Origin of the sequence: Pseudomonas sp. fls2-241-R2A-110, from assembly GCF_030209165.1 — a bacterium.
Taxonomy (GTDB): Bacteria; Pseudomonadota; Gammaproteobacteria; order Pseudomonadales; family Pseudomonadaceae; genus Aquipseudomonas.
On sequence record NZ_JARVSN010000010.1, the window covers coordinates 35,784 to 60,502 of the forward strand.

26 protein-coding genes are annotated in these 24,719 nt (G+C 59.3%); 15 read left to right on the forward strand and 11 right to left on the reverse strand.

Features of this window, described 5'->3' with window-relative positions; all coding sequences use genetic code 11:
• The first annotated feature begins 14 nt into the window (after positions 1–14).
• The 4 genes from coxB to QRN31_RS08380 all read left to right on the forward strand — a co-directional run bounded on the left by coxB (position 15) and on the right by QRN31_RS08380 (position 4,387).
• Positions 15–1,142, forward strand: coding sequence for a cytochrome c oxidase subunit II (coxB, locus tag QRN31_RS08365; protein ID WP_285431390.1), 1,128 nt, complete (start codon positions 15–17; stop codon positions 1,140–1,142).
• A gap of 82 nt (positions 1,143–1,224) precedes the next feature.
• On the forward strand, positions 1,225–2,817 hold the full coding sequence (gene ctaD / locus QRN31_RS08370) for a cytochrome c oxidase subunit I (RefSeq protein WP_259157710.1): 1,593 nt from the start codon (positions 1,225–1,227) through the stop codon (positions 2,815–2,817).
• A 105-nt stretch (positions 2,818–2,922) separates the two neighbouring features.
• A complete protein-coding gene (locus QRN31_RS08375) occupies positions 2,923–3,474 on the forward strand; it encodes a cytochrome c oxidase assembly protein (protein WP_285431394.1) in 552 nt (183 codons plus the stop codon).
• A 25-nt stretch (positions 3,475–3,499) separates the two neighbouring features.
• Entirely contained in the window at positions 3,500–4,387 is an 888-nt protein-coding gene (locus tag QRN31_RS08380; RefSeq protein WP_259157708.1) for a cytochrome c oxidase subunit 3, read from the forward strand.
• A 4-nt stretch (positions 4,388–4,391) separates the two neighbouring features.
• On the opposite strand, the gene QRN31_RS08385 is transcribed toward QRN31_RS08380, so the two are convergent.
• Positions 4,392–4,595, reverse strand: coding sequence for a twin transmembrane helix small protein (locus QRN31_RS08385; RefSeq protein ID WP_285431396.1), 204 nt, complete (start codon positions 4,593–4,595; stop codon positions 4,392–4,394).
• Positions 4,596–4,665: 70 nt separating this feature from the next.
• Here QRN31_RS08385 and QRN31_RS08390 point away from each other — a divergent pair, with 70 nt between their 5' ends.
• From QRN31_RS08390 to QRN31_RS08410, 5 genes are read left to right on the forward strand one after another with little or no spacing between them, the layout of a single operon-like run.
• On the forward strand, positions 4,666–5,406 hold the full coding sequence (locus QRN31_RS08390) for an SURF1 family protein (protein ID WP_285431397.1): 741 nt from the start codon (positions 4,666–4,668) through the stop codon (positions 5,404–5,406).
• On the forward strand, positions 5,372–5,965 hold the full coding sequence (locus tag QRN31_RS08395) for a PA_0111/PP_0108 family redox-active disulfide protein (RefSeq protein ID WP_285431399.1): 594 nt from the start codon (positions 5,372–5,374) through the stop codon (positions 5,963–5,965). Before QRN31_RS08390 ends, QRN31_RS08395 begins: the two co-directional genes overlap by 35 nt.
• Positions 5,966–5,975: 10 nt before the next feature.
• A complete protein-coding gene (locus tag QRN31_RS08400; RefSeq protein ID WP_285431400.1) occupies positions 5,976–7,052 on the forward strand; it encodes a COX15/CtaA family protein in 1,077 nt (358 codons plus the stop codon).
• Positions 7,040–7,939: a heme o synthase gene (gene cyoE / locus QRN31_RS08405; protein ID WP_222589203.1), complete on the forward strand. Its 900-nt coding sequence runs from the start codon at positions 7,040–7,042 to the stop codon at positions 7,937–7,939. The genes QRN31_RS08400 and cyoE overlap by 13 nt, the downstream gene beginning before the upstream one ends.
• Positions 7,936–8,571, forward strand: a complete 636-nt coding sequence (locus QRN31_RS08410; RefSeq protein ID WP_285431403.1) for an SCO family protein — start codon at positions 7,936–7,938, stop codon at positions 8,569–8,571. Before cyoE ends, QRN31_RS08410 begins: the two co-directional genes overlap by 4 nt.
• 172 nt (positions 8,572–8,743) lie before the next feature.
• Here the strand turns inward: QRN31_RS08410 and QRN31_RS08415 are convergent, their stop codons facing one another.
• The 3 genes from QRN31_RS08415 to QRN31_RS08425 all read right to left on the reverse strand — a co-directional run bounded on the left by QRN31_RS08415 (position 8,744) and on the right by QRN31_RS08425 (position 11,258).
• A complete protein-coding gene (locus tag QRN31_RS08415) occupies positions 8,744–9,514 on the reverse strand; it encodes a MetQ/NlpA family ABC transporter substrate-binding protein (RefSeq protein ID WP_285431404.1) in 771 nt (256 codons plus the stop codon).
• A gap of 62 nt (positions 9,515–9,576) precedes the next feature.
• Entirely contained in the window at positions 9,577–10,251 is a 675-nt protein-coding gene (locus tag QRN31_RS08420) for a methionine ABC transporter permease (RefSeq protein ID WP_131059102.1), read from the reverse strand.
• On the reverse strand, positions 10,251–11,258 hold the full coding sequence (locus QRN31_RS08425; protein ID WP_285431406.1) for a methionine ABC transporter ATP-binding protein: 1,008 nt from the start codon (positions 11,256–11,258) through the stop codon (positions 10,251–10,253). Before QRN31_RS08425 ends, QRN31_RS08420 begins: the two co-directional genes overlap by 1 nt.
• A 265-nt stretch (positions 11,259–11,523) precedes the next feature.
• On the opposite strand from QRN31_RS08425, the gene katE reads away from it, so the two are divergent.
• The gene (katE, locus tag QRN31_RS08430) at positions 11,524–13,662 is read left to right on the forward strand and encodes a catalase HPII (protein WP_285431408.1); all 2,139 of its coding nucleotides are present in this window, start codon (positions 11,524–11,526) and stop codon (positions 13,660–13,662) included.
• A 118-nt stretch (positions 13,663–13,780) separates the two neighbouring features.
• Here katE and QRN31_RS08435 read toward each other — a convergent pair whose 3' ends face one another.
• Genes QRN31_RS08435 through zur form a run of 4 tightly spaced genes read right to left on the reverse strand, consistent with a single transcriptional unit; the run spans position 13,781 to position 16,583 of the window.
• Positions 13,781–14,497, reverse strand: coding sequence for a PA5502 family lipoprotein (locus tag QRN31_RS08435; protein WP_285431410.1), 717 nt, complete (start codon positions 14,495–14,497; stop codon positions 13,781–13,783).
• 37 nt (positions 14,498–14,534) lie between these two features.
• Entirely contained in the window at positions 14,535–15,323 is a 789-nt protein-coding gene (gene znuB / locus QRN31_RS08440; RefSeq protein WP_090177401.1) for a zinc ABC transporter permease subunit ZnuB, read from the reverse strand.
• The gene (gene znuC, locus QRN31_RS08445) at positions 15,316–16,101 is read right to left on the reverse strand and encodes a zinc ABC transporter ATP-binding protein ZnuC (protein WP_285431411.1); all 786 of its coding nucleotides are present in this window, start codon (positions 16,099–16,101) and stop codon (positions 15,316–15,318) included. The genes znuB and znuC overlap by 8 nt, the downstream gene beginning before the upstream one ends.
• Positions 16,101–16,583, reverse strand: coding sequence for a zinc uptake transcriptional repressor Zur (zur, locus tag QRN31_RS08450; protein WP_285431413.1), 483 nt, complete (start codon positions 16,581–16,583; stop codon positions 16,101–16,103). The genes znuC and zur overlap by 1 nt, the downstream gene beginning before the upstream one ends.
• A gap of 66 nt (positions 16,584–16,649) precedes the next feature.
• On the opposite strand from zur, the gene znuA reads away from it, so the two are divergent.
• The gene (gene znuA / locus QRN31_RS08455; RefSeq protein ID WP_285431414.1) at positions 16,650–17,570 is read left to right on the forward strand and encodes a zinc ABC transporter substrate-binding protein ZnuA; all 921 of its coding nucleotides are present in this window, start codon (positions 16,650–16,652) and stop codon (positions 17,568–17,570) included.
• A gap of 90 nt (positions 17,571–17,660) precedes the next feature.
• Here the strand turns inward: znuA and QRN31_RS08460 are convergent, their stop codons facing one another.
• Together QRN31_RS08460 and QRN31_RS08465 are read right to left on the reverse strand one after the other, a co-directional pair.
• Entirely contained in the window at positions 17,661–18,611 is a 951-nt protein-coding gene (locus tag QRN31_RS08460; protein WP_259157681.1) for a homoserine kinase, read from the reverse strand.
• Positions 18,612–18,669: 58 nt separating this feature from the next.
• Positions 18,670–18,960, reverse strand: coding sequence for a DUF2782 domain-containing protein (locus QRN31_RS08465; protein WP_201199341.1), 291 nt, complete (start codon positions 18,958–18,960; stop codon positions 18,670–18,672).
• A gap of 74 nt (positions 18,961–19,034) precedes the next feature.
• Between QRN31_RS08465 and polA the strand changes: the two genes are divergently transcribed.
• Positions 19,035–21,806 (forward strand): DNA polymerase I, encoded by a 2,772-nt coding sequence (gene polA, locus QRN31_RS08470; RefSeq protein WP_285431418.1) that lies wholly within the window; start codon positions 19,035–19,037, stop codon positions 21,804–21,806.
• A gap of 284 nt (positions 21,807–22,090) precedes the next feature.
• Here the strand turns inward: polA and yihA are convergent, their stop codons facing one another.
• On the reverse strand, positions 22,091–22,735 hold the full coding sequence (yihA, locus tag QRN31_RS08475; RefSeq protein WP_285431419.1) for a ribosome biogenesis GTP-binding protein YihA/YsxC: 645 nt from the start codon (positions 22,733–22,735) through the stop codon (positions 22,091–22,093).
• A 191-nt stretch (positions 22,736–22,926) separates the two neighbouring features.
• Between yihA and QRN31_RS08480 the strand changes: the two genes are divergently transcribed.
• From QRN31_RS08480 to QRN31_RS08490, 3 genes are all read left to right on the forward strand, one after another.
• A complete protein-coding gene (locus QRN31_RS08480; RefSeq protein ID WP_090177419.1) occupies positions 22,927–23,217 on the forward strand; it encodes a c-type cytochrome in 291 nt (96 codons plus the stop codon).
• Positions 23,218–23,263: 46 nt separating this feature from the next.
• The gene (locus QRN31_RS08485; RefSeq protein WP_222589190.1) at positions 23,264–23,875 is read left to right on the forward strand and encodes a c-type cytochrome; all 612 of its coding nucleotides are present in this window, start codon (positions 23,264–23,266) and stop codon (positions 23,873–23,875) included.
• A 200-nt stretch (positions 23,876–24,075) separates the two neighbouring features.
• Positions 24,076–24,717, forward strand: a complete 642-nt coding sequence (locus QRN31_RS08490; RefSeq protein ID WP_285431421.1) for a thiol:disulfide interchange protein DsbA/DsbL — start codon at positions 24,076–24,078, stop codon at positions 24,715–24,717.
• Positions 24,718–24,719: the final 2 nt, after the last annotated feature.

Here is a 24,719-nt window from a genome sequence, read left to right on the forward strand (position 1 = left end):
AAGGGGAACCCGCAATGATGCGACATCCACACGTCTGGATGGGCCTCCTGTTGTGGTCGATTTTCAGTCCTGCGCACGCCGCCTGGACTGTGAATATGGCGCCGGGAGCGACTGAAATCAGTCACGCAGTATTTGACCTGCACATGACCATTTTCTGGATCTGTGTGGTGATCGGCATCATCGTCTTCGGCGCCATGTTCTGGTCGATGATCCTCCACCGCCGCTCGACCGGGCAGGTGGCTGCAAAATTTCATGAAAGCACCACCGTCGAAATCCTCTGGACCATCGTGCCCTTCCTGATCCTGGTGGCCATGGCGGTTCCTGCGACCGCAACCCTCATCAAGATGTACGACGCCAGTGAACCGGATATCGATATCCAGATCACCGGCTACCAGTGGAAGTGGCATTACAAATACCTGGGCCAGGACGTTGAATTCTTCAGCAACCTGAACACGCCTGCCGATCAGATCCACAACAAGGAAACCAAGGGCGAGCACTACTTGCTCGAGGTCGACAAACCGCTGGTGCTGCCGATTGGCGCCAAAGTCCGCTTCCTGGTGACTTCCGCCGACGTCATCCACTCCTGGTGGGTGCCGGCCTTCGCGGTCAAGCGCGACGCGATCCCGGGGTTCGTCAACGAAGCCTGGACCCGCGTCGACAAACCGGGCATCTACCGTGGCCAATGTGCCGAATTGTGCGGCAAGGACCACGGCTTCATGCCGATCGTGGTCGAGGTCAAGGAAAAGGCCGATTACGACAAATGGCTGGCCGAGCGTAAAGCCGAGGCCATGCAGCTTAAAGAGCTGACCAGCAAGGAATGGACGCTCGACGAGCTCAAAGAGCGCGGCGACAAGATCTATCACACCACTTGCGTGGCCTGTCACCAGGCCGAAGGCCAAGGCCTGCCGCCAATGTTCCCGGCGCTCAAAGGCTCGCCGATTGCCACCGGTCCTAAAGCCGACCACCTGCACCGCGTTTACTTCGGCAAACCTGGCACCGCCATGGCGGCGTTCGGCAAGCAGCTTTCGGAAGTCGATATCGCGGCAGTCGTGACCTACGAACGTAACGCCTGGGGCAATAACAAAGGCGACATGGTCACTCCTAAAGAAGTGCTGGAGCTGAAACAGGCGGAAAGCAAATGACCCGGTCTATTGCGCACGTAAGGAACCGGTCGGGGCTGCGCGCCCTGCCCAGCCCAGCCCCTCTGTTTGCAGGAGACAGGACATGACTGCTGTCGTCGATGACCATGTTCAAACCGAGACCGCCCACGCCCACGGCCCCGCCAAAGGCCTGATGCGTTGGGTGCTGACCACTAACCACAAGGATATCGGGACGCTGTACCTGTGGTTCGCGTTCTGCATGTTCCTGCTGGGCGGTTCGTTTGCGATGGTGATTCGCGCCGAGCTGTTCCAGCCCGGACTGCAAATCGTCGAACCGGCGTTCTTCAACCAGATGACCACCATGCACGGCCTGGTGATGGTCTTTGGCGCCGTGATGCCGGCCTTCGTCGGCCTCGCCAACTGGATGATTCCGTTAATGATCGGCGCGCCGGACATGGCCCTGCCACGGATGAACAACTTCAGTTTCTGGCTGTTGCCGGCCGCGTTCATCCTGCTGGTCTCGACCCTGTTCACCCCCGGTGGCGGACCGAACTTCGGCTGGACGTTCTACGCCCCACTCTCCACGACCTACGCACCGGAAAGCGTGACGTTCTTCATCTTCGCCATCCACTTGATGGGGATCAGTTCGATCATGGGGGCGATCAACGTGATCGCGACCATCCTCAACCTGCGCGCCCCCGGCATGACGTTGATGAAAATGCCGCTGTTCGTCTGGACCTGGCTGATTACCGCGTTCCTGCTGATCGCGGTGATGCCGGTATTGGCCGGCTGCGTGACGATGATGCTGATGGACATCCACTTCGGCACCAGTTTCTTCAGCGCCGCCGGTGGCGGTGACCCGGTGCTGTTCCAGCATGTGTTCTGGTTCTTCGGTCACCCCGAGGTGTACATCATGATCCTGCCGGCCTTCGGTGCCGTCAGCTCGATCATCCCGACCTTCTCGCGCAAGCCGCTGTTTGGCTACACCTCGATGGTCTACGCCACAGCGAGTATTGCGTTCCTGTCGTTCATCGTCTGGGCGCACCACATGTTTGTGGTCGGCATTCCACTGGTGGGCGAACTGTTCTTCATGTACGCCACGTTGCTGATCGCCGTGCCGACCGGGGTCAAGGTGTTCAACTGGGCCAGCACCATGTGGCAAGGCTCGTTGACCTTCGAGACGCCGATGCTGTTCGCAGTGGCGTTCGTGATCCTGTTCTCCATCGGCGGGTTCTCCGGCTTGATGCTGGCCATCGCCCCGGCGGACTTCCAGTACCAGGACACGTACTTCGTGGTCGCGCACTTCCACTACGTGCTGGTGCCGGGGGCGATCTTCGGGATCTTCGCGTCAGCCTACTACTGGATGCCGAAATGGACCGGTCACATGTATGACGAAACCCTGGGCAAGCTGCACTTCTGGCTCTCGTTCATCGGCATGAACATGGCGTTCTTCCCGATGCACTTCGTAGGCCTGGCCGGCATGCCGCGGCGGATTCCGGACTACAACCTGCAATTCGCCGACTTCAACATGGTGTCGTCGATTGGCGCGTTCATGTTCGGTGCCACGCAGCTCTTCTTCCTGTTCATCGTGATCAAGACCATTCGCGGCGGCCCGCCAGCACCCGCCAAACCGTGGGATGGGGCCGAAGGACTGGAGTGGAGCATCCCGTCACCGGCGCCGTATCACACGTTCACTACGCCGCCGGAAGTGAAATGACTGTGGGAGCGAGCTTGCTCGCGATTCAGGCGACACGGTGTGTCAGGCACACCGCTATCGCGAGCAAGCTCGCTCTCACAGGGTTATGCGCAGGAACCCTAAGTCATGGCTGATTCGATTTCGCTGAAGAAACTCGTCACCCGCCTGTTGCTGGTAGTGGTGGCGATGTTTGTCTTTGGCTTTGCCCTGGTGCCGATCTACGACGTGATGTGCAAGGCGTTCGGCATCAACGGCAAAACCGCCGGGCAATACGAAGGCGAGCAAGTGGTCGATACGTCGCGGCAAGTGCGCGTGCAGTTTCTGTCGATGAATAACGCCGACATGGTCTGGGAGTTCTATCCCAAGGGCAATGAGCTGACGGCGCATCCGGGGGCCGTGAACGAGATGATTTTTGTCGCCTACAACCCGACCGATCACCCTATGAGCGCCCAGGCAGTGCCGAGCATCGCGCCCAGTGAGGCGGCGGCGTACTTCCACAAAACCGAATGTTTTTGCTTTACCCAACAAGTGCTGCAGCCCGGTCAACGGATCGAGATGCCGGTACGTTTCATCGTTGACCGTGACATGCCCAAGGATGTGAAGCACCTGACGCTGTCCTACACGCTGTTCGATATCACCGCCCGACATCCACCGGTAGCTGTAAACACTGGCGGTTGAGCGTGCCCGATAAGGAGAACAATAAATGGCAACTCATGAACATTATTACGTTCCGGCCCAGAGCAAATGGCCGATCATCGCCACGGTCGGCATGCTCACGACCGTTTTCGGCCTGGCCACCTGGTTCAATGACCTGAAAGCGGCGCGGCCCGAATCCCACGGCCCGCTGATCTTTTTCGTCGGCGGCCTGCTGGTGGCCTACATGCTGTTCGGCTGGTTCGGCACGGTGATCAAGGAAAGTCGCGGCGGCTTGTACAGCGCGCAGATGGACCGCTCGTTCCGCTGGGGCATGAGCTGGTTCATCTTCTCCGAGGTGATGTTCTTCATCGCTTTCTTCGGTGCGCTGTTCTATGTACGGCACATTTCGGGTCCCGCTCTCGGCGGCGAAGGTCCGAAAGGTATCGCCCACATGCTTTGGCCTAACTTCCAGTTCGCCTGGCCGCTGCTGCATACCCCGGATCCGAAACTGTTCCCGCCACCCAAGGAAGTCATCAGCCCTTGGGGTTTGCCGTTGCTCAATACCGTGTTGCTGGTGAGTTCCAGCGTCACCATTACCATCGCCCACCACGCCTTGAAAAAGGGCCATCGCGGTGCGCTGAAAATCTGGCTGGCGATCACCGTGCTGCTGGGTTGCGCGTTCCTCACCTTCCAGGCCGAAGAGTACATGCACGCCTACCACGAGCTGGGCCTGACCCTCGGCTCGGGTATCTACGGCGCAACGTTCTTCATGCTCACCGGTTTCCACGGGGCCCACGTGACCATCGGCACCATCATTCTGTTTGTGATGCTGATGCGGATCATGCGTGGACACTTCGATAACGAACATCAGTTCGGCTTCGAGGCCGCGAGTTGGTATTGGCACTTCGTGGACGTGGTGTGGATCGGGCTGTTCGTTTTCGTCTACGTGCTCTGAGGCTTTACCAAGGTGCTGTAGAGACCAACTGGCCGCTGTAGAAACCCCAGGCGATCAAGCCGACGGTCACGGCGGCCAGTGCAACACGAAAACTCAAGGCAATGACGAGGCGGTTCGAGCTGCTGTCGTCCTTGACCAGAAAAAACAGGCCGCTGAAAAGGCTGACAACCGTGGCAATCAGCATCAGGACGATGGCTGCTTTGAGCATGGTGAAACTCCGGGGGAAAGGCGATGCACTTGAGTATAGCTATCGCGATGACCGACTTTTTGGCGACGCCATGAAGCACTTCCGGCCGGGTGTCGTGCCGACGCTGGTGGTCGCAATCCTGCTACCGCTGCTGGTGTCGCTCGGGTTCTGGCAGTTGAGCCGGGGCGCGGAAAAAAGTGCGCTGCTGCACACTTACACCGAACGCCGTGCCGCCGAACCGATGGCCAGCACCGCACTGCAACACACCGAAGATCCGGCGTTCCGCCGCGTTCACCTGCGCGGCCAGTTCGATCCCGCCCACAGCCTGCTGCTGGATAACCGCCAACGCGACGGCAAGGTCGGCGTCGAGTTGTTGCAACCGTTCCAGGATCAGGCGACCGGGCTCTGGCTGCTGGTCAATCGCGGCTGGCTGCCGTGGCCTGACCGGCGCGCACCACCGCAATTCACTACGCCGACCGAGGCATTGAACCTTACCGCCTGGGTTTACGTGTCCCCCGGCGCGACTTTTCAGCTGCACGCCGACCCCAGCACCACAACCTGGCCGCAGCTGGTGACGGCCGTTGACCCGGCGAAGCTATGGACCACGCTCGATCGTGAAGGCTTTGCTTACGAATTACGTGAAGAAACCGGCCCCGCGTCCTACCAGGCCGATTGGCCCGTGGTGGCCATGGGGCCGGAGAAACACATCGCTTATGCCGTGCAGTGGTTCGCCATGTCGATCGCCCTGCTCGGCCTTTTCATCTACCTCGGCTGGCACAACGCAAAGGAGAAACACCATGGGAGCGGCCATGAATCCACCCAGCATGTCTGAGGCGAAAACACCGGTGAGTCGGCGCAAGGGGCGCTTGCAGTTGCTGCTGATCCTGCTGGGGGTGATCGGTCCGATGATCCTCGCCACCGGCATGTACAAATTGCAGTTCTGGGTGCCGGAGGGCCGCAGCTATCACGGCGAACTGATCGGCAATGGCCAGTCCCGCGCCGACCTTGGCGTGAAGGCGCAAGAGGACCGGTGGCAATTGCTGGTTACGGCGCCCAAAGAGTGTTCGGTCGACTGCCAACAACTGGTGTACCTGGCGCGACAAGTCCAGATCGGCCTTGGCCCCGAGGCGGGGCGCGCCAGTCACGCGCTCGCCGCGGCGCAACCGCTGAGCAGCGATTACGACACCAAACTCACCCGCGAGTATCCTCAATTACAGCGCTATCCACTGAATTTGACCGATTTCCATAAAACCGTCGGCGACCAGTCAGTGCCGCAACTCTGGATCATCGACCCTCACGGCAATCTGGTGCTGCGCTACGACCCGACGGTCAAGGGTAAGGACCTGCTCAACGACCTGCGTCATCTGTTGAAACTGTCGAACATCGGATAAGGGCATCGTCATGGCCAAACCTGGATTTCGCCTCGCGCTGTTTGCCACCTTGCTGGCACTGATTGTGGTGCTGCTCGGCGCCTACACCCGCCTGACCCACGCCGGCCTCGGCTGCCCGGACTGGCCGGGTTGCTACGGTTTCATCAGCGTGCCCAAAGGCGAGGCTCAACTGGCCCATGCCGAATTGCATTTTCCCGAGGCGCCCGTCGAAGCCCACAAAGGCTGGAACGAGATGGTCCACCGCTATTTCGCCGGCACGCTGGGGCTGTTGATTTCGGTGTTGGCCGGTCGCGCCTGGGTGCATCGCCGTCATCCGGGGCAACCGGTGAAGTTGCCATTGTTTTTGCTGGGCGTGGTGTTTGCCCAAGCGGCGTTCGGCATGTGGACGGTAACGCTCAAACTCTGGCCGCAGGTTGTCACCGGGCATTTGCTCGGCGGATTTGCGACGTTGAGCCTGTTGTTTTTGCTGACCTTGCGCCTGTCCGGCGTTGTGCCGGCGCTGACGGTGCCACGGCGCCTGCAACACTGGGCGACAGCCGGGTTACTGCTGGTGATCCTGCAAATCGCCCTCGGCGGTTGGGTCAGTTCCAACTACGCGGCAGTGGCCTGCATCGATTTCCCGACCTGCCATGGGCAATGGCTGCCGCCCGCTGACTTCGCCAACGGCTTTCACCTGACCCAACACATCGGCCCCAATTACCTCGGAGGGCAACTGGACAGCGATGCCCGCACGGCGATTCACCTGACTCACCGGATCGGCGCGTTGCTGGTGACGCTCGTACTGCTCGGTCTGGCCTGGCAACTGAAAGTGGTCGGCATGACCCGCCTGGCAGGGCTGGTGCTGATTGCACTCGGCGCACAAATCACCCTTGGCATCAGCAACGTGCTGTTCCACTTGCCTCTGCCAGTGGCCGTTGCCCATAACGCCGGCGGCGCGGTCCTGCTACTGACGATGGTGCTGGTCAATTATCACGCGCGAACCAGCCTGGTTCGGGTCAAGCAGCAAACTCCGCGCTGGCGGTTCAGCCCGCGTAAACATTCAGCCGGCCCCATAACAATAAAAGGAGAGACGCCATGGCGACTCTGATCGGCGCGCGTCACAGTCAGGCAATCTGGCGTGACTATCTGGAGCTGACCAAGCCCAAAGTGGTGGTGCTGATGCTCATCACCTCGCTGGTCGGGATGTTTCTCGCCACCCGCGCCGGGGTGCCGTGGACCGTGCTGGTGTTTGGCAATCTGGGGATCGCATTGTGTGCGGGCGGCGCAGCGGCGGTTAACCATGTGGTCGACCGGCGTATCGATGCGGTTATGGCTCGCACGCACAAACGCCCCTTGGCCGAAGGTCGGGTGTCTCCGGCGGCCGCGCTGATTTTTGCCCTGGTGTTGGCGCTGCTTGGACAAGCCGTGCTGCTGGCCTTCACCAATGCGCTGACGGCCTGGCTGACCCTCGCCTCGCTGCTCGGCTACGCAGTGGTCTACACCGGTTTCCTGAAGCGTGCGACGCCGCAGAATATTGTCATCGGCGGCTTGGCCGGTGCCGCGCCGCCGCTCCTCGGCTGGACCGCTGCGACGGGGCATGTCAGCGCCGAACCGTTGCTGCTGGTGTTGATCATCTTCGCCTGGACCCCGCCACACTTCTGGGCCCTGGCCATTCACCGCAAAGAGGAGTACGCCAAGGCCGACATTCCGATGCTGCCGGTCACCCATGGCGAGCACTACACCAAAATCCACATCCTGCTTTACACCTTCGCGCTGCTGGCCGTCAGCCTGATGCCCTACGTGATCCACATGAGCGGCATGCTCTACCTGATTTGCGCGCTGGGACTCGGCGCCAGGTTCCTGCAATGGGCCATCGTGCTGTACCGTGGCACTCGGCCGCACGCGGCGATCAACACCTTCAAGTACTCTATTTACTACTTGTTCCTGCTGTTTATCGCGCTGCTCGTAGACCACTACTTACTGTTGAACCTATGACTCGAACTCAGAAAACCGTCTTCATCCTAGTCGCCCTGATCGCACTGGTTCTGGGCCTGACCATCAACAAAGTGCTGTCCGGCAAAGGCCAGGGCGATCCGACGGCGCTGATCGACGCCGGGATCATTTTGCTGCCGCAAAGCCGCAACCTGCCGAACGTGACGATGACGGACGAAGACGGCAAGCCCGTCATGGTCAATGAGCTGAAAGACAAATGGTCGCTGTTGTTCTTCGGCTACACCTTCTGCCCGGACATCTGCCCGACCACTCTCGCCCAGCTACGTCAGATCAAAAGTGAGTTGCCGCCAGAGGCGGTGGCCAAGTTGCAGATCATTCTGGTCAGCGTCGACCCGAACCGTGACACGCCCAAGCAACTCAAGCAGTACTTGGGTTACTTCGATCCACAGTTCAAAGGCCTGACGGCCTCTTCGGTGGACGACATTCAAAAACTGGCCAACGCGGTGAGCATTCCGTTTATTCCGGCGGACACCAGCAAACCGAACTACACCGTCGACCACAGCGGCAACCTTGCGGTGATCGGCCCGGACGGAACTCAACGTGGATTCATTCGAGCGCCATTGAACAACACGAAGTTGGTGGCGCAGTTGCCGGTGATGCTCAAACGCAATTAAGAAAACCGGCCCAAAAAAAACCGCAGCCCAAGCTGCGGTTTTTTGCATCTGATCGTTCCCACGCTCCGCGTGGGAATGCAGCCAGGGACGCTCTGCGTCCCCAAGCGGACGCGGAGCGTCCGGTGAGGCATTCCCACGCAGAGCGTGGGAACGATCGGTGTAGAGGGTTAGATCAGAACGCCGGCAATACCGCGCCTTTGTACTTCTCGAGGATGAAGGCTTTCACTTCCGGGCTGTGCAGGGCAGCAACCAGTTTCTTCATCGCGTCGCTGTCCTTGTTGTCCTCACGGGCCACCAGGATGTTCACGTACGGCGAATCGTTACCTTCGATGACCAGCGCATCCTTGGACGGATCAAGCTTGGCTTCCAGCGCGTAGTTGGTGTTGATCAACGCCAGATCGACCTGAGTCAGCACGCGAGGGATGGTCGCGGCTTCCAGTTCACGGAATTTCAGGTCCTTGGTGTTCTCGGTGATGTCCTTGACGGTCGACAGGATGTTGTTGGAATCCTTCAACTTGATCAGACCAGCCTTGGCCAGCAGCAACAGCGCACGGCCGCCGTTGGTGGCATCGTTCGGAATCACCACGTTGGCGCCACCTGGCAGTTCGGTCAGCGCCTTGTACTTGCTGGAGTAAGCGCCCAGCGGTTCCAGGTGCACGCCGGCAACGGCCACCAGACTAGTGCCCTTGGCCTTGTTGAACTCATCAAGGTACGGCTGGTGCTGGAAGAAGTTGGCGTCCAGGCGTTTTTCGGCGACCTGCACGTTCGGCTGGATGTAATCGGTGAAGACTTTGACCTTCAAGTCCACGCCTTCCTTGGCCAGGGCCGGCTTCACGAATTCGAGGATTTCTGCGTGCGGAACCGGGGTGGCCGCGACGGTCAGTTCATCGGCGTGAGCAGCGAACGCTGCAACAGCGGCGAACGCGACAAGTAGTTTTTTCATTCAGCTAACTCCATGTGAGACGCCTGCATTTGGCGCCTGCCAGCGAATGGCCGGCTCATTTGTCATTTACGTGAAAAGTGTACGACCAGCTTATCGCCGACGGTTTGCAACACTTGCACCAGCACCAGCAGCAACATCACCGTCACGACCATCACATCGGGCTGGAAACGCTGGTAACCGAAACGGATCGCCAGGTCGCCCAGACCACCCGCGCCCACCACACCTGCCATCGCTGTGTAGGACACCAGTGTAATGGCTGTCACCGTAATCGCCGCGAATATGCCCGGGCGGGCTTCCGGCAGCAAGGCATTGGTGATGATCTGCCGCGTCGTGGCGCCCATCGCCTGGGTCGCCTCGATGATGCCGCGATCGACCTCACGCAGGGCGGTTTCCACCAGTCGGGCAAAGAATGGCGTAGCGCCTATCACCAGCGGCGGGATCGCACCGGCGACACCCAGGGACGTACCGGTGATCAGCACAGTGAACGGGATCATCACGATCAGCAGAATGATGAACGGCAGCGACCGCAGGATATTCACCATCAGCGACAGCATCGCGTAGACGCCTTTGGCTTCCAGCAACTGGCGTGGGCTGCAGAGGAACAACAGCACGCCCAGGGGCAAGCCGAGTAAAACGGTAAACAACAGCGAACCGAAGAGCATCAGCAATGTATCGCCGGTGGCCAGCCAGATTTCAAACCAGTCGATATTGACGAAGAAACTTGTCAGGACTTCCATCAGCGCAACACCTCCATGTGGACTTCAGCGGCGGTGAAATGAGCGAACGCCGCTTCCATGTCGCCACCGGTGACGGCCAGGGTCAATTGCCCGTAGGGGATGTCTTTGATGCGATCGATACGACCGGCGAGGATGCTGTAGTCCACACCCGTTTCCCGGGCAACGGTTCCCAGCAATGGCGCGTAGGTCGCTTCGCCCTGAAAGGTCAGGCGTACGATGCGGCCCGGCACGTGAGCGAAGTCATCGCGCTGTTCGCTTTCGTCGATCTGTTCGTCTTCTTGCACGAAGCGCTTGGTGGTCGGGTGCTTCGGATGCAGGAACACCTCGGCCACCGAGCCTTGTTCGACGATCACGCCCGCGTCCATCACGGCCACTTGATCGCAGACCCGACGGATCACGTCCATCTCGTGGGTAATCAGGACGATGGTCAGCTTCAACTCGCGATTGATCTCGGCCAGCAATTGCAGGACCGACGCAGTGGTCTGCGGGTCCAATGCGCTGGTGGCTTCGTCACACAGCAGGATTTTCGGCTTGGTCGCCAGGGCGCGGGCAATGCCGACGCGCTGCTTCTGGCCACCGGACAACTGCGCCGGGTATTTTTTGGCGTGATCGGACAAACCGACCCGTGCCAGCAATTCCGCCACCCGCAAATCGATTTCACTGCGCGACAATTCGCCAGCGAGGGTCAGCGGCAGCGCGACGTTGTCGGCCACGGTCTTGGATGCCAGCAGGTTGAAGTGCTGGAAAATCATCCCGACCTGCTGGCGGAAACGCCGCAGGCTGTTGGCGTCGAGCGCCGTGACTTCTTCGCCGTCGACAATGATCTTGCCGCCACTGGATTCTTCCAGGCGATTGATCAGACGCAGCAGGGTACTTTTTCCCGCACCGGAATGGCCGATCAGGCCAAAGACCTGACCGTTCTCAATCGTCAGACTGGTCGGGTGCAGGGCGGGAATATCCTTACCGGCGACGCGGTAGGTTTTGTGGACGTTTTGAAACTCGATCACGTAGCGAACCTTGTGGGGCGCGTTGGAAAAGGATCAGCGGTTAGCCGGGCGCGCATTTTAGCCTGTCCGTATAGAGGTTATTAGCATTTATTCCGCATTCAACCTTCCATTTGGCAATAACGCGATCAAAGGTTAGAAAAAAGGAACGGCGCAAAACGTCATCAGTCACTAATTAGGCAACTCGAAAACGCCCCCGGTGCCGTGCCTGGGGAATTGCTCAAGAGTCCTGGCTACGGCGGGAGTCGCAACGAGGAGTTTAAAACTGATGAGTACCAAGAAGCCTGCCGCACCAAAAAGCGCACTGGCCGGGACCGATACCCTGGACCGAGGCAATACCAATACCAAGCTCGACAGCCTGGAAAAATTTCGCTCCGATGCCACTGACCAGGCCCTGCGCACCAATCAGGGCGTGAAAGTTTCGGACAACCAGAACACCTTGAAGGTCGGTGCCCGCGGGCCGTCGTTGCTGGAAGACTTCATCATGCGTGAAAAAATCACGCATTTTGACCATGAACGCATTCCCGAGCGCATCGTCCATGCCCGTGGCACGGGTGCTCATGGTTATTTCCAGACGTACGAAAACCATTCAGTCCTGACCAAGGCCGGTTTCCTGCAAGACCCCGGTCATAAAACCCCGGTCTTTGTGCGTTTCTCTACGGTCCAGGGCCCGCGCGGCTCGGGTGACACCGTGCGCGACGTGCGTGGTTTCGCCGTGAAGTTCTTCACCGAGGAAGGCAACTTCGACCTGGTGGGCAACAACATGCCAGTGTTCTTCATTCAGGACGCCATCAAGTTTCCTGACTTCGTGCACGCAGTAAAACCGGAGCCGCACAACGAGATTCCTACCGGAGGCTCGGCTCACGACACCTTCTGGGATTTTGTTTCGTTGGTGCCGGAGTCGGCGCACATGGTGATTTGGGCCATGTCCGACCGGGCGATCCCGAAAAGTCTGCGCAGCATGCAAGGCTTCGGTGTGCACACCTTCCGGTTGATCAACGCCGAAGGTAAATCACGCTTCGTCAAATTCCATTGGCGCCCTACCGCCGGGACTTGCTCGCTGGTATGGGATGAAGCGCAGAAGCTCGCCGGTAAAGACACCGATTTCCACCGTCGCGATCTCTGGGAATCGATCGAGATGGGCGACTACCCGGAATGGGAACTGGGCGTACAGATCATCGAAGAGGAAAACGAGCACTCGTTCGACTTCGATATCCTCGACCCGACCAAATTGATTCCGGAAGAACTGGTGCCGATAACCCCGTTGGGCAAAATGGTGCTCAACCGCAATCCGGACAACTTCTTCGCCGAAACCGAGCAAGTCGCGTTCTGCCCAGGGCATATCGTGCCGGGCATCGACTTTTCCAACGATCCGTTGCTGCAAGGTCGGCTGTTTTCCTACACCGACACGCAAATCAGCCGCCTCGGTGGGCCGAACTTTCACGAGATTCCGATCAACCGTCCGGTCGCGCCGTTCCACAACGGTCAGCGCGATGCCATGCATCGCACCACCATCGACAAGGGTCGCGCGTCCTATGAGCCGAACTCGATTGATGGTGGATGGCCAAAAGAAACGCCACCGGCGGCACAGGACGGCGGCTTCGAGAGCTATCCGGAGCGCATCGACGCCAACAAGATCCGCCAGCGCAGCGAATCGTTCAGCGACCACTTCTCCCAGGCGCGGCTGTTTTTCCACAGCATGAGCAAGCACGAGCAGGAACATATCATCGCGGCCTACAGCTTTGAGCTGGGCAAGGTTGAGCGTGAGTTTATTCGTGCGCGCCAAGTGAATGAGATCCTGGCCAACATCGACCTGGAACTGGCCAAGCGCGTTGCGACAAACCTCGGTTTGCCAGCACCCAAAGCCGGCACTGTCGAAGTGCGCAAGACGTCGCTTGATCGCTCCCCAGCCCTGAGCCAGGCCAACCTGCTGCCGGCGGATATCAAAACCCGCAAAGTGGCGATTCTTGCAGCCAACGGTGTTGATGGCGCGGCGATTGATGCCATGAAGAAGGCGCTGCAAGCAGAAGGCGCGCATGCCAAATTGCTCGGCCCGACCTCCGCGCCCGTGAAAACGGCAGATGGCAAATCACTGCCGGTGGATGCATCGATGGAAGGATTGCCTTCGGTGGCGTTCGACGCGGTATTCGTACCGGGTGGCGCAGCGTCGATCAAAGCGTTGAGCGGCGATGGCGTGGCGCTGCATTACCTGCTCGAGGCGTACAAGCACCTGAAGGCCATTGCGCTGCATGGCGAGGCAAAGCAGTTGTTGGATGTGCTCAAGCTTGAGGTCGATGCGGGGCTTATCGTGGGCGCGGATGCCAAGTTGATCAAACCGTTCTTTGCCGCCATCGGTCAGCATCGGGTTTGGGATCGGGAGCCGAAGGCCAAGGCGATTCCGGCTTAAGTTTCTGCGTAGACAGGTAGGATGCCTTCGCGGGCATGCCCGCTCCTACAAGGATTAGGGCCGTTCGCTATTAGGTGAACGACGTGAATCCTGTGGGAGCGGGCTTGCCGGCGATGCTTTAAGGTTTACGCGGACTCAACACCATTTGTGCCGGAACGTTGCGCAGGACCTGCTTCTCAAGGTTCAGATCAAACCCGGAATCCAGTTTCTTCACCCGCTTGGTGAGCAGCGTCGTCAACCAAGGGAAATCCTCGGTGCGTGGCGCTTGAATGCTCACGTCGCACTGGTAATTCACCACATCAGCGGCAATCGCATCGAGTTGGCGGCGAAGCTTTGTCATATCGGCGAGGTTCAGCGCGATCGTTGTGCTTTCTGCCGTCGGATCGATCACTTTCGCCTGGGGCTTTGCTTCTGCAGCCATGAGGGCAGCTTCGGCTCTGTCCAACTCGGCCTTGCGAGCATTGACGATGGCGTTGTTGACGCCACCTGTCAGCGCCGGAGCCTTGGGCATCAGTGCGCGAGCCCGGGCCAGCGCCGTTGCGGCAGCATTGACATCACCTTTTTGCAGCACGATCTGGCTTCGACGCAGGTACGCTTCCGCCAATTGCCGCTGATACGGCACAAGGGATGGATCGTTCGGCGACTGTGCCTGTAAGGCAGCCAGTTGGTCTTCGGCAGTGGCCAGCTCGCTGCTGGCCAGGTTTTGTTCCAGCTGCGCGATGGCCGCAGCCCGTGCATCGGTCGCCTCAGTGGCGGCCGGCGGCGTGCTTTGGCAAGCGCCCAGTAGCAGCGAAAATGCGACAAGGAGCAGATAACGGGAGGCTAACAGCTTCATTCCTGCGACTCTCTATTTGCGCAAAAAACGAGCAAGTCTACACCCCTCTACGGGGCAGGACAAAACTCAGCAGAAACAGTGCGGCGGCCGTCACAACAATTGACGGGCCCGCCGGGGTGTCTTTGAACCATGACAACGCCAACCCGCCACAGACCGCGAGCATGCCCAGCAGGCTCGCGCCCAGTGCCATCTGCTCCGGAGACCTTGCGTGACGTTGTGCCGCAGCCGCCGGAATGATCAGCAACGAAGTGATCAACAACACACCGACAATCTTCATCGCCACCGCGATCACCACAGCAATCAGCAACATCAGGGTCAGGCGCAACGCCGCGACCGGCAAGCCTTCGACCGTGGCCAGTTCTTCATGCACCGTGATTGCCAGCAACGGCCTCCACAATGTCACCAGCAAGGCCAGAACGGCCGCGCTGCCACCGAGAATCCAGGACAAGTCCGTCGGACTGATCGCCAACAAGTCACCGAACAGGTAGGCCATCAGGTCGATCCGCACTTCGTGCATGAAGCTTAGTACGACCAGGCCCAAAGAGAGCGTGCTTGGCGCGAGAATGCCCAAAAGCGTGTCGGAAGCCAGTGGCTGACGCTGCTGCAAGGTCACCAGCAACACCGCCAGCAGCAGGCAGCCAACGGTCACGGCCACGGCCGGGCTGACGTCCAGCAGAAAGCCCAACGCCACACCCAGCAAGGCCGCGTGGGACAAGGTATCGCCGAAATAGGCCATGCGCCGCCAAACCACAAATGAGCCCAGAGGTCCCGCGACCAACGCCAAAGCCAGACCTGCAAGCAGGGCGTAAAGCAGAAAATCAGCCATGCTTGCAGCTATCTCCATGGACGTGGGTATGGACCGCCGGGGTCGCGGTGACCACCGAGCCATGCAGGTCATGGGCGTGGTCGTGATGGTGGTGATAAATCGCCAGGCTTTGCGCGTTCTTTCCGAACAACTCGACGAAAGCCGGATCGCCGCTCACCTGTTCCGGGTGCCCGGAGCAGCAGACATGGCGATTGAGGCAAACCACCTGGTCGGTAGTGCTCATCACCAGGTGCAAATCGTGGGAAACCATCAACACGCCACAACCGTGACGGTCGCGCAGGCGTGTGATCAAGCTGTAGAGCTCTGCCTGGCCGGCCACATCGACACCTTGCACAGGTTCGTCGAGCACCAGCAATTGCGGTTCACGCAACAATGCCCGAGCCAACAACACGCGCTGCATTTCGCCGCCGGAAACACTTTGCACCGGACTGTCGATCACCTGCTCGGCGCCGACTTCCTTGAGGGCCGACAGGGCCATGGCGCGATCCACGCCCGGTACCAGGCGCAAGAAGCGCAGCACCGAAAGCGGTAATGTCGGGTCGACGTGAAGTTTTTGCGGCATGTAACCGACGCGCAGCTTCGGCTTACGCCAGACGCTGCCGCTGTCGGGCCTCAACAGGCCGAGTACCGCCCGAACCAACGTGGTCTTACCCGCGCCGTTAGGGCCGATCAGCGTCACGATCTGCCCTGGCTCGACGCTCAGATCGATATTGTCCAACACGTTTTGCCCGGCAAAAGTGACGGCAACCTTTTCGAGGCGGATCAGCGTGTTGCTCATCAAGCCCCCTGACAACCCGAGCAGAGCCCGACCACTTCAACGGTCTGGCCTTCGACGATGAAACCAACCTCCTTCGCGCTGCCAATAATGGCGTCGCTGATGGACTTCTGTTCCAGCTCGATGGCGGCGTGGCATTCGCGGCAGATCAGGAACTGCCCTTGGTGGGCATGCTCCGGGTGATTGCAGCCGACGAAGGCGTTCAGTGACGAGATACGGTGCACGAGGCCGTTTTCCAGCAGGAAATCCAGCGCTCGGTACACAGTGGGCGGCGCGGCGCGGCGACCGTCCTGCTCGCTGAGCACCGCCAGGATGTCGTAGGCGCCCAGCGGTTTGTGGCTTTGCCACACCAGTTCCAGCACCCGCCGACGCAAGGCGGTCAGGCGCAGGCCTTGCCGCGCGCACAAAACGTCGGCCTCTGACAGAGCGCTATGCACGCAATGAGAGTGGTCGTGGGGACGGCTGGCAATCGGTGTTTTAGGCATGAGCGGCGACGAGTTTTGTGAGAGACGTTATTATGTTACCCGTTCTCGCCTCTTCGAGTGGTCATCGTGTCCCGAATTTTTTCCTTCTTTTTCGCCTTTTCCGCCAGTTTCCTGTTGATCGGCTCGGCGCATGCCGACGTCAAGGTCCTGACCAGCATCAAGCCGCTGCAGTTGATAGCCGCTGCGGTGCAGGACGGCGTGGCGATTCCGGAAGTGCTGTTGCCACCGGGGGCTTCGCCGCATAACTACGCACTGCGTCCTTCCGACGTACGGAAGGTGCAGTCGGTGGATCTGGTCTACTGGATCGGTCCGGACATGGAAGGTTTCCTGCCTCGTGTGCTCAATGGCCGCTCGCTGCCAAGCGTCGCCGTTCAGGATCTGCCGGGACTTAAACTTCGTCGATTCGCCGAAGATAGCCACTCACACGCCGAAGAAGCCGACGAGCATGACCACGATCACCGCCCCGGCAGCCTGGACGCGCATTTGTGGCTGTCGCCGGTCAACGCCCGGGTCATCGCGGCAAAAATGGCGACTGACCTGAGCGCGGCCGACCCGGCCAACGCGGCGCGCTATCAGAGCAATCTCAAGGCGTTCGATGAGCGTCTCGATGCGCTGGATATACGCCTGAAGAAACGTCTGGCCGCTGTCGAAGGCAAACCCTACTTCGTGTTCCACGAAGCGTTCGACTACTTCGAAGACGCTTATGGCCTCAAGCACACCGGCGTGTTCAGCGTTGCCGCCGAAGTGCAGCCTGGTGCCCAACACGTCGCAGCGATGCGTGCGCGGTTACAGGAAGTCGGAAAGACCTGTGTGTTCAGCGAGCCGCCACTGCGTCCACGCCTGGCGGAAACCCTGGTAGCCGGCCTGCCGGTGAAACTGGCTGAGCTGGACGCGCTGGGCGGGTACACCCCGGCGACCGCTCAGGGGTATGAGCAGGTGTTGGAGAAATTGGGGAATGATTTGGCGGGGTGCCTGGAGTCGCTTTAAACGTTATTCGGCTTCGCCTCAATCGCGGGCAAGCCCGCTCCCACAGGTTCGCGGTGATCCTTGTGGGAGCGGGCTTGCCCGCGATGCTTTTCAGAGGGCGAAGGGCAATGAAGTACTAACCTTCTGGCGCTGCGCCAAGCGCTGCTGAAACTCCATCGGATCGTGAATCAACACGTCCTGCCCGGCGAAAGATTCCGCGGCGATCAACCGTGACAACCAGAACCGCACACACGCCACGCGCAGCATGGTCGGCCACAGCTCAGCCTCGGCTGCCGTGAACGGTCGTAACGCGGCATAGGCCCCGAGCAACGCCCGCGCCCGCGGTCCGTCGATCAGCCCGTCTTCATCCGAACACCAGTCATTCAAAGCGATCGCAACGTCATAGAGCATCGGACCCGAACAGGCGTTGTAGAAGTCGATCAGGCCGGTCAGGTGCGTGCCTTCGAACATCGCGTTGTCGCGGAACAGATCCGCGTGGATGTTCGCCCGTGGCAACGCGAGAATTTTTGTCTTCTGCTCGGTGATTTCATCCAGTGCACGTTGCAGCAGATCGCTTTGCTCGGCATTCAGGTGCGAGAGGAACTGCGTGCCCTCCTCCAACATCCAGTCCAGGCCACGATCGGTCTTGCGCTTGATCATGTTGGCTTGGGTCGCCAAGTGCAGATGGCCGAGCAACTCGCCAACTTGAGCGCAATGCTGCGCATTGGCTTCCTTGATGTGTTTGCCGGCCAGGCGTGGCTGCAGCAGCGCGGGTTTGCCGGCCAGTTCGCGCAGGGCGACACCGTCGGTCGTTCGCAGCGCGTACGGCACTGGCAGGTCAGCCTCGTGCAGCACGTCGAGCAGTTCGATGAAGAACGGCATCTCCTGCACCGGACCACGCTCAACCAGGGTCAGGACAAATTCGCCCTGCTCCAGGCTGATAAAGAAATTGGTGTTTTCGCTACCGGCGGCAATCCCCTGGAAATCAAGCAGGCGGCCGAGCCCGTATGGGGCGAGAAAGGTTTCCAGCTCGGGCCGAGCCAGCGGGGTAAACACAGACATGTTTTAACTGCCAGTACGGGCGCCGCTGCTTGAGCCAGCGCCGATTGAAATTAAGAAACTACTTCCACTCAAAGATTTTCCACGACGGAATCAGCATATCCGGCTGATCCGAGCGGATGAAGTTTGCATCCGTACCGTCCGCGCGCACCAGAAAATATGGCGGCGCACCCTTCGGCGTGACCTTGATGGCGTACAGGAAACCGTTTTGGCGGTATTCCTGAATGACCTTGTCCCCTTCCGTATGGATAGTGACTTCCGGCTCAGCCTTTGACACATCGTCCGCCGCCATGACGGCAAGCGGAACAGTTGCAAACAAGCCAGCCAGCAACAGGCGATTTAGTGTGCGCATGATAACCTTGTCCCTTTGTCGTCAACGGTCCCGCTATTCTAGCGCCGGACCCGCCGAAAAGGTTGATCCTGCTCATGAGCCAAGCCCCCCTCGTCCTGGTGGACGGTTCTTCTTACCTGTACCGCGCCTTTCACGCCCTGCCACCGCTGACCACCTCCAGGGGTTTGCCGACCGGTGCGGTCAAAGGCGTGTTGAACATGCTCAAGAGTCTGCGCAAGCAGTACCCGGACAGTCCGTTCGCCGTGGTCTTCGACGCCAAGGGCGAGACCTTCCGCGACGAAATGTTCGCCGAGTACAAGGCCAATCGCCCGAGCATGCCCGATGACATGCGCGTGCAAATCGAGCCACTGCACCAAAGCGTGATCGCCCTGGGCTTCCCATTGCTGTGCGTCGAAGGCGTCGAAGCCGATGACGTGATCGGCACACTGGCCCGCAGCAGCGCGGCCGCTGACCGCCCAGTGGTCATCTCCACCGGCGACAAGGACATGGCCCAACTGGTCGACGGCCACATTACCTTGGTCAATACCATGACCGGTAGCGCGTTGGACGTTGAAGGCGTGAAGGAGAAATTCGGCGTCGCTCCCGAGCAGATCATCGATTATCTGGCATTGATGGGCGATTCTTCCGACAACATCCCCGGCGTTCCGGGCATCGGTCCAAAGACGGCTTCTGGCTTGTTGGTCGGCGTAAATGGCGGTCTGACCGAGCTATATGCAAATCTCGACATCGTTCCGACGCTGCCGATTCGCGGTGCCAAGACACTGCCGGCCAAGCTGGAAGAGCACAAGGAGATGGCGTTCCTCTCCTATCAACTGGCGACCATCAAGATCGACGTACCGCTGGACATCAGTCTCGACGATCTCCACATGGGCCAGCCGGATCACGACAAACTCGCCGAGCTCTACACACTGCTGGAATTCAAAAGCTGGTTTGAAGAAAACCAGCGCGATGCCAAGCGTTCCGGTCAGGAAGTCTCTGTTCCGGTGGCAGAAGAAGCCGCAGTCGACACCGAGCTCAAGTACACGACGATCCTCACCCAGGCCGATTTCGATCTGTGGCTGAAGAAACTCAACGACGCCAAACTGATCGCCTTCGACACCGAAACCACCGGCATCGATGCGCAGCAGGCGCAACTGGTGGGCCTGTCTTTCGCTGTACAAGCCAACGAAGCGGCCTACATTCCGCTGACCCATTCCTACATGGGCGTGCCGGATCAGCTGGATCGCGACACCGTGCTGCGGGCGCTGAAACCTATTCTGGAAGATCCGAGCAAACTCAAGGTCGGCCAGCACGCCAAGTTCGACATGAACATCCTGGCAAACTGCGCCATCGGCGGTGACCAAAGCTGTGGCATCACCGTGCAAGGCATTGCTTTCGACACCATGCTCGAATCCTACGTGCTGGACTCCACGGCCACCCGCCACGACATGGACAGCCTGGCGCTCAAGTACCTGAATCACACCACCACCAGCTTCCAGGACATTGCCGGCAAAGGTGCAAAGCAGCTGACCTTCGACCAGATTTCCCTGGAACTGGCCGGGCCTTACGCCGCAGAAGACGCCGACGTGACACTGCGCCTGCATCAAACCCTGCAGGACAAGCTCAATGCCATTCCGAGCCTGAGCAAAGTCCTGAGCGAAATCGAAATGCCGCTGGTGCCGGTGCTGGCTCGGATCGAACGCCAGGGCGCGCTGGTCGATGCCAACCTGCTGGGCATTCAAAGTGTTGAACTGGGCGACAAAATGGTCGCGCTCGAACGTGAGGCGTTTGCCATCGCCGGTGAGGAGTTCAACCTCGGCTCACCCAAGCAACTGGGCGTGATCCTGTACGAAAAGCTCGGCCTGCCGATCCTCAGCAAAACTGCCAAGGGGCAGGCATCCACCGCCGAAGCGGTGCTGGCTGAACTGGCCGAGCAGGATTACCCGCTGCCCAAAGTGCTGATGCAGTACCGCTCGATGAGCAAACTGAAAAGCACATACACCGATCGCCTGCCGGAACAGATCAACCCGCGCACCGGGCGGATTCACACCTCGTACCATCAGGCTGTCGCCGCGACCGGTCGTCTGTCGTCCAGCGATCCGAACCTGCAGAACATCCCGATCCGCACCGCCGAAGGCCGTCGCATCCGTCAGGCTTTTATTGCCCCCAAAGGCTACAAACTGCTGGCTGCGGACTACTCGCAAATCGAATTGCGCATCATGGCTCACCTGGCAAAAGATGAAGGGTTGCTCCATGCATTCCGCAATGATCTGGACGTGCACAAAGCCACGGCGGCCGAAGTCTTCGGTGTCGAACTGGCCGACGTCACCACCGATCAGCGTCGCAGCGCCAAGGCGATCAACTTCGGTTTGATCTACGGAATGAGTGCGTTTGGCCTCGCCAAGCAGATTGGGGTTGATCGCAAACAGTCACAGGCGTACATCGACCGTTATTTCGCCCGCTATCCGGGTGTTCTGGATTACATGGAGCGCACTCGCGCCCAGGCGGCCGAGCAAGGCTTCGTTGAAACCATTTTCGGACGTCGCTTGTACTTGCCGGAAATCAACGCGAAAAACCCGGCCCTGCGCAAAGGCGCCGAGCGCACGGCAATCAACGCCCCGATGCAAGGCACTGCGGCGGACATCATCAAGAAAGCCATGGTGGCTGTGGATAATTGGCTGACGACTTCAGGGCTGGACGCCAAAGTCATCCTGCAAGTGCACGATGAATTGGTGCTAGAGGTGCGTGAGGATTTGATCGACCAGGTTCGCGATGAAATACGCGTGCACATGAGCGACGCCGCGAAACTCGATGTACCGCTTCTGGTTGAAGTCGGCGTGGGCAACAACTGGGACGAGGCTCACTAAGCAGTCTAGTCCGGGGTTTTCTGCTGCGGCACAGTGCCGCGGCAGAACAACTGAGGGGGCTTATTTCGGAAAACGAGGGGGCTTATTTCAAATGGTTTCTGAAGCGCCGGAACTAAACCTGTGAACTGCCACTCAGAGTTACTGAATGGCTGGTGAAGCCCTTCGATGCTCCTATGTTGTGTTAAGTGTTGGCAGATATCTGGACCCCGCCCTAGCGGTCCGGAACTTGAACCCCGGAACTTCCCCCTCCCCATAAGAAGTCCGGGGTTTTTTTTGCTCGCGATTTATTGCTCGACAATCTCCGAGCCCTTGTCCGCGAGTTCCATCCAGCCTGCCAGTACAGTGTAGGCGTCTTCCAGGCCCATGCGTTTCGGTGCCGAAAACAACTGGATGCTGATCGCATCACCCCAGCCTTTGCGGATATCTGCCTGAACCTTGAGCAGCACGTTTTTCGCTGCGCCGTACGTCAGCTTGTCGGCTTTGGTCAGCAAAATGTGCATCGGCATGCCGGCGGCGACTGCCCAGTCGAGCATCAACAGGTCGAAATCAGTCATTGGATGGCGGATGTCCATCATCAAGATCAGACCTTTCAAACTCTCGCGACCACCCAGATAAGCTTCCAGGTGACGCTGCCAGTGCAGCTTCAACGGGATGGGTACTTTTGCGTAACCGTAGCCCGGCAGGTCGACCAGACGACGATCATCGTCTAGCTTGAAGAAGTTCAAGAGTTGCGTGCGACCCGGAGTTTTCGAGGTTCGCGCCAGACTGGCATGAGTCAGAGTGTTCAATGCGCTGGATTTACCGGCATTGGAACGCCCGGCGAATGCCACTTCAAAGCCTTCGTCATCAGGACATTGATCGACTTTGGCAGCGCTGAGCATGAAGGTGGACTGTTGGCACAGGCCGAGGATGGGGTTCTTGAGTTGCATGGGATTTCCGATGTGGGCGGCGCCGGGAATGGACGCGGCGAGCAGTGTCGTTTCCGTTTCAGTGACGCCAGTATATAATGCCGCAGATTTTGTGTGCGCTTTGTCCCAGCGTAGGATGAAGTTCACGAGAGCGAATGACCTTGATTGCGCATTAGAACGCAAAACGCTCTCAACCCTGAAAAGGTCGTTTTATGACGAAATGGCTGCTAGTTGCCGGTGTCTTGATGCCGCTTTACAGCGCTCAGGCTACACAGGATCCGGAAGCTGTGTACAACCGTGTTTGTGGTGCCTGTCATTCCGGCCAACTACCCATGGCCCCCCAAAAGGGCGATCAGGAAGCTTGGACGCCGAGGTTGGCGAAAGGTATGGAGACGCTGGTGCAACACGTGACCCAGGGTTTCAAGGCGATGCCGCCGCGTGGTTTGTGCATGGACTGCAGTGCCGAGGATTACCAGGCCATCATCCACTGGATGAGCGAGTGATCCCGGTCCATAACTCTTTAACCCTTAGCCGTAGTTGGATTAGCTGATGAACAAATTGATCGTGAGTCTGCTGTTGACCGTGGGGATCTCCGGCATTGCCCATGCTGCAGGTGATGCAACTGCTGGTCAGGCGAAAGCCGCAGTATGTGGCGCCTGTCATGGCCCGGATGGCAATAGCATGGCGCCTAACTTTCCGAAACTGGCAGGCCAGGGCGAGCGTTATCTGAACAAGCAGCTGCACGACATCAAGTCCGGCAAACGCACGGTACTGGAAATGACCGGCTTGCTGACCAACCTGAGCGATCAGGACCTGGCCGATATCGCCGCCTACTTCTCCAGCCAGAAAGGCAGCGTTGGCGCCGCCGACCCTAAAGTCGTGGCTCGCGGTGAAGCATTGTTCCGCGGTGGTGACCTGGCCAAGGGCCTGCCCGCCTGCACCGGTTGCCACTCGCCCAATGGCGCAGGCAACCCGGCAGCTGGCTTCCCACACCTGGGCGGCCAACACGCTCAATACGTTGCCAAGCAACTGACCGAGTTCCGCAAGGAAGAAGGCGGCCGCACCAACGATGGCGACACCAAAACCATGCAGACCATTGCCAAGCGGCTGAGCGACGAAGACATCGCAGCAGTGTCCAGCTACATTCAGGGCCTGCACTAAGACCGGCGAATGGGGCGTCGCGCAGGGTGTACATCTCCTGCAACGTTAACGCTCTATTAATCCGTCGCAGCAAGTATAAAAAGGGTGGCTTAGGCCGCCCTTTTTTGTGGCCGCTGCCGTTACACTACAGAACTCACGCCCGCCATGACCTGTCTGAAAACAGGTCGCGCGAAGCGACCAAAATTGTCCAGGAGTAAAGCATGCGTAATCTGATCATCAGCGCCGCACTCGTCGCTGCCAGCCTGTTCGGCATGACTGCACAAGCTGCCGAAGCACCCGCCGCCCCTTATGTCGAACTGAGCAATCCGGTTCCGGTCGCCGTGCCTGGCAAAATCGAAGTCGTGGAGCTGTTCTGGTACGGCTGCCCGCACTGCTACGCTTTTGAACCGGTGATCAATCCTTGGGTCGAGAAGCTGCCTTCGGATGTAAACTTTGTCCGTATTCCGGCGATGTTCGGCGGCCCTTGGGATGCACACGGCCAGATGTTCCTGACCCTTGAAGCCATGGGCGTCGAGAGCAAGGTTCACGCCGCGGTGTTCAACGCGATTCAGAAAGAACACAAAAAGCTGACCGATAAAGCCGACATGGCCGACTTCCTCGCCACTCAAGGCGTAGACAAGGACAAGTTCCTGGCGACGTTCGACTCCTTCGCCATCAAGGGCAAGATCGTCCAGGCGCGTGAACTGGCCAAGAAATATGAAATCTCCGGCGTTCCAACCATGATCGTCAACGGCAAGTATCGCTTCGACATAGGCTCTGCCGGCGGCGCCGAGCAAGCCCTGCAACTGGCCGATAAACTGGTCGACAAAGAGCGAGCGGCTAACAAGGCTGCCGCCAACTAAGC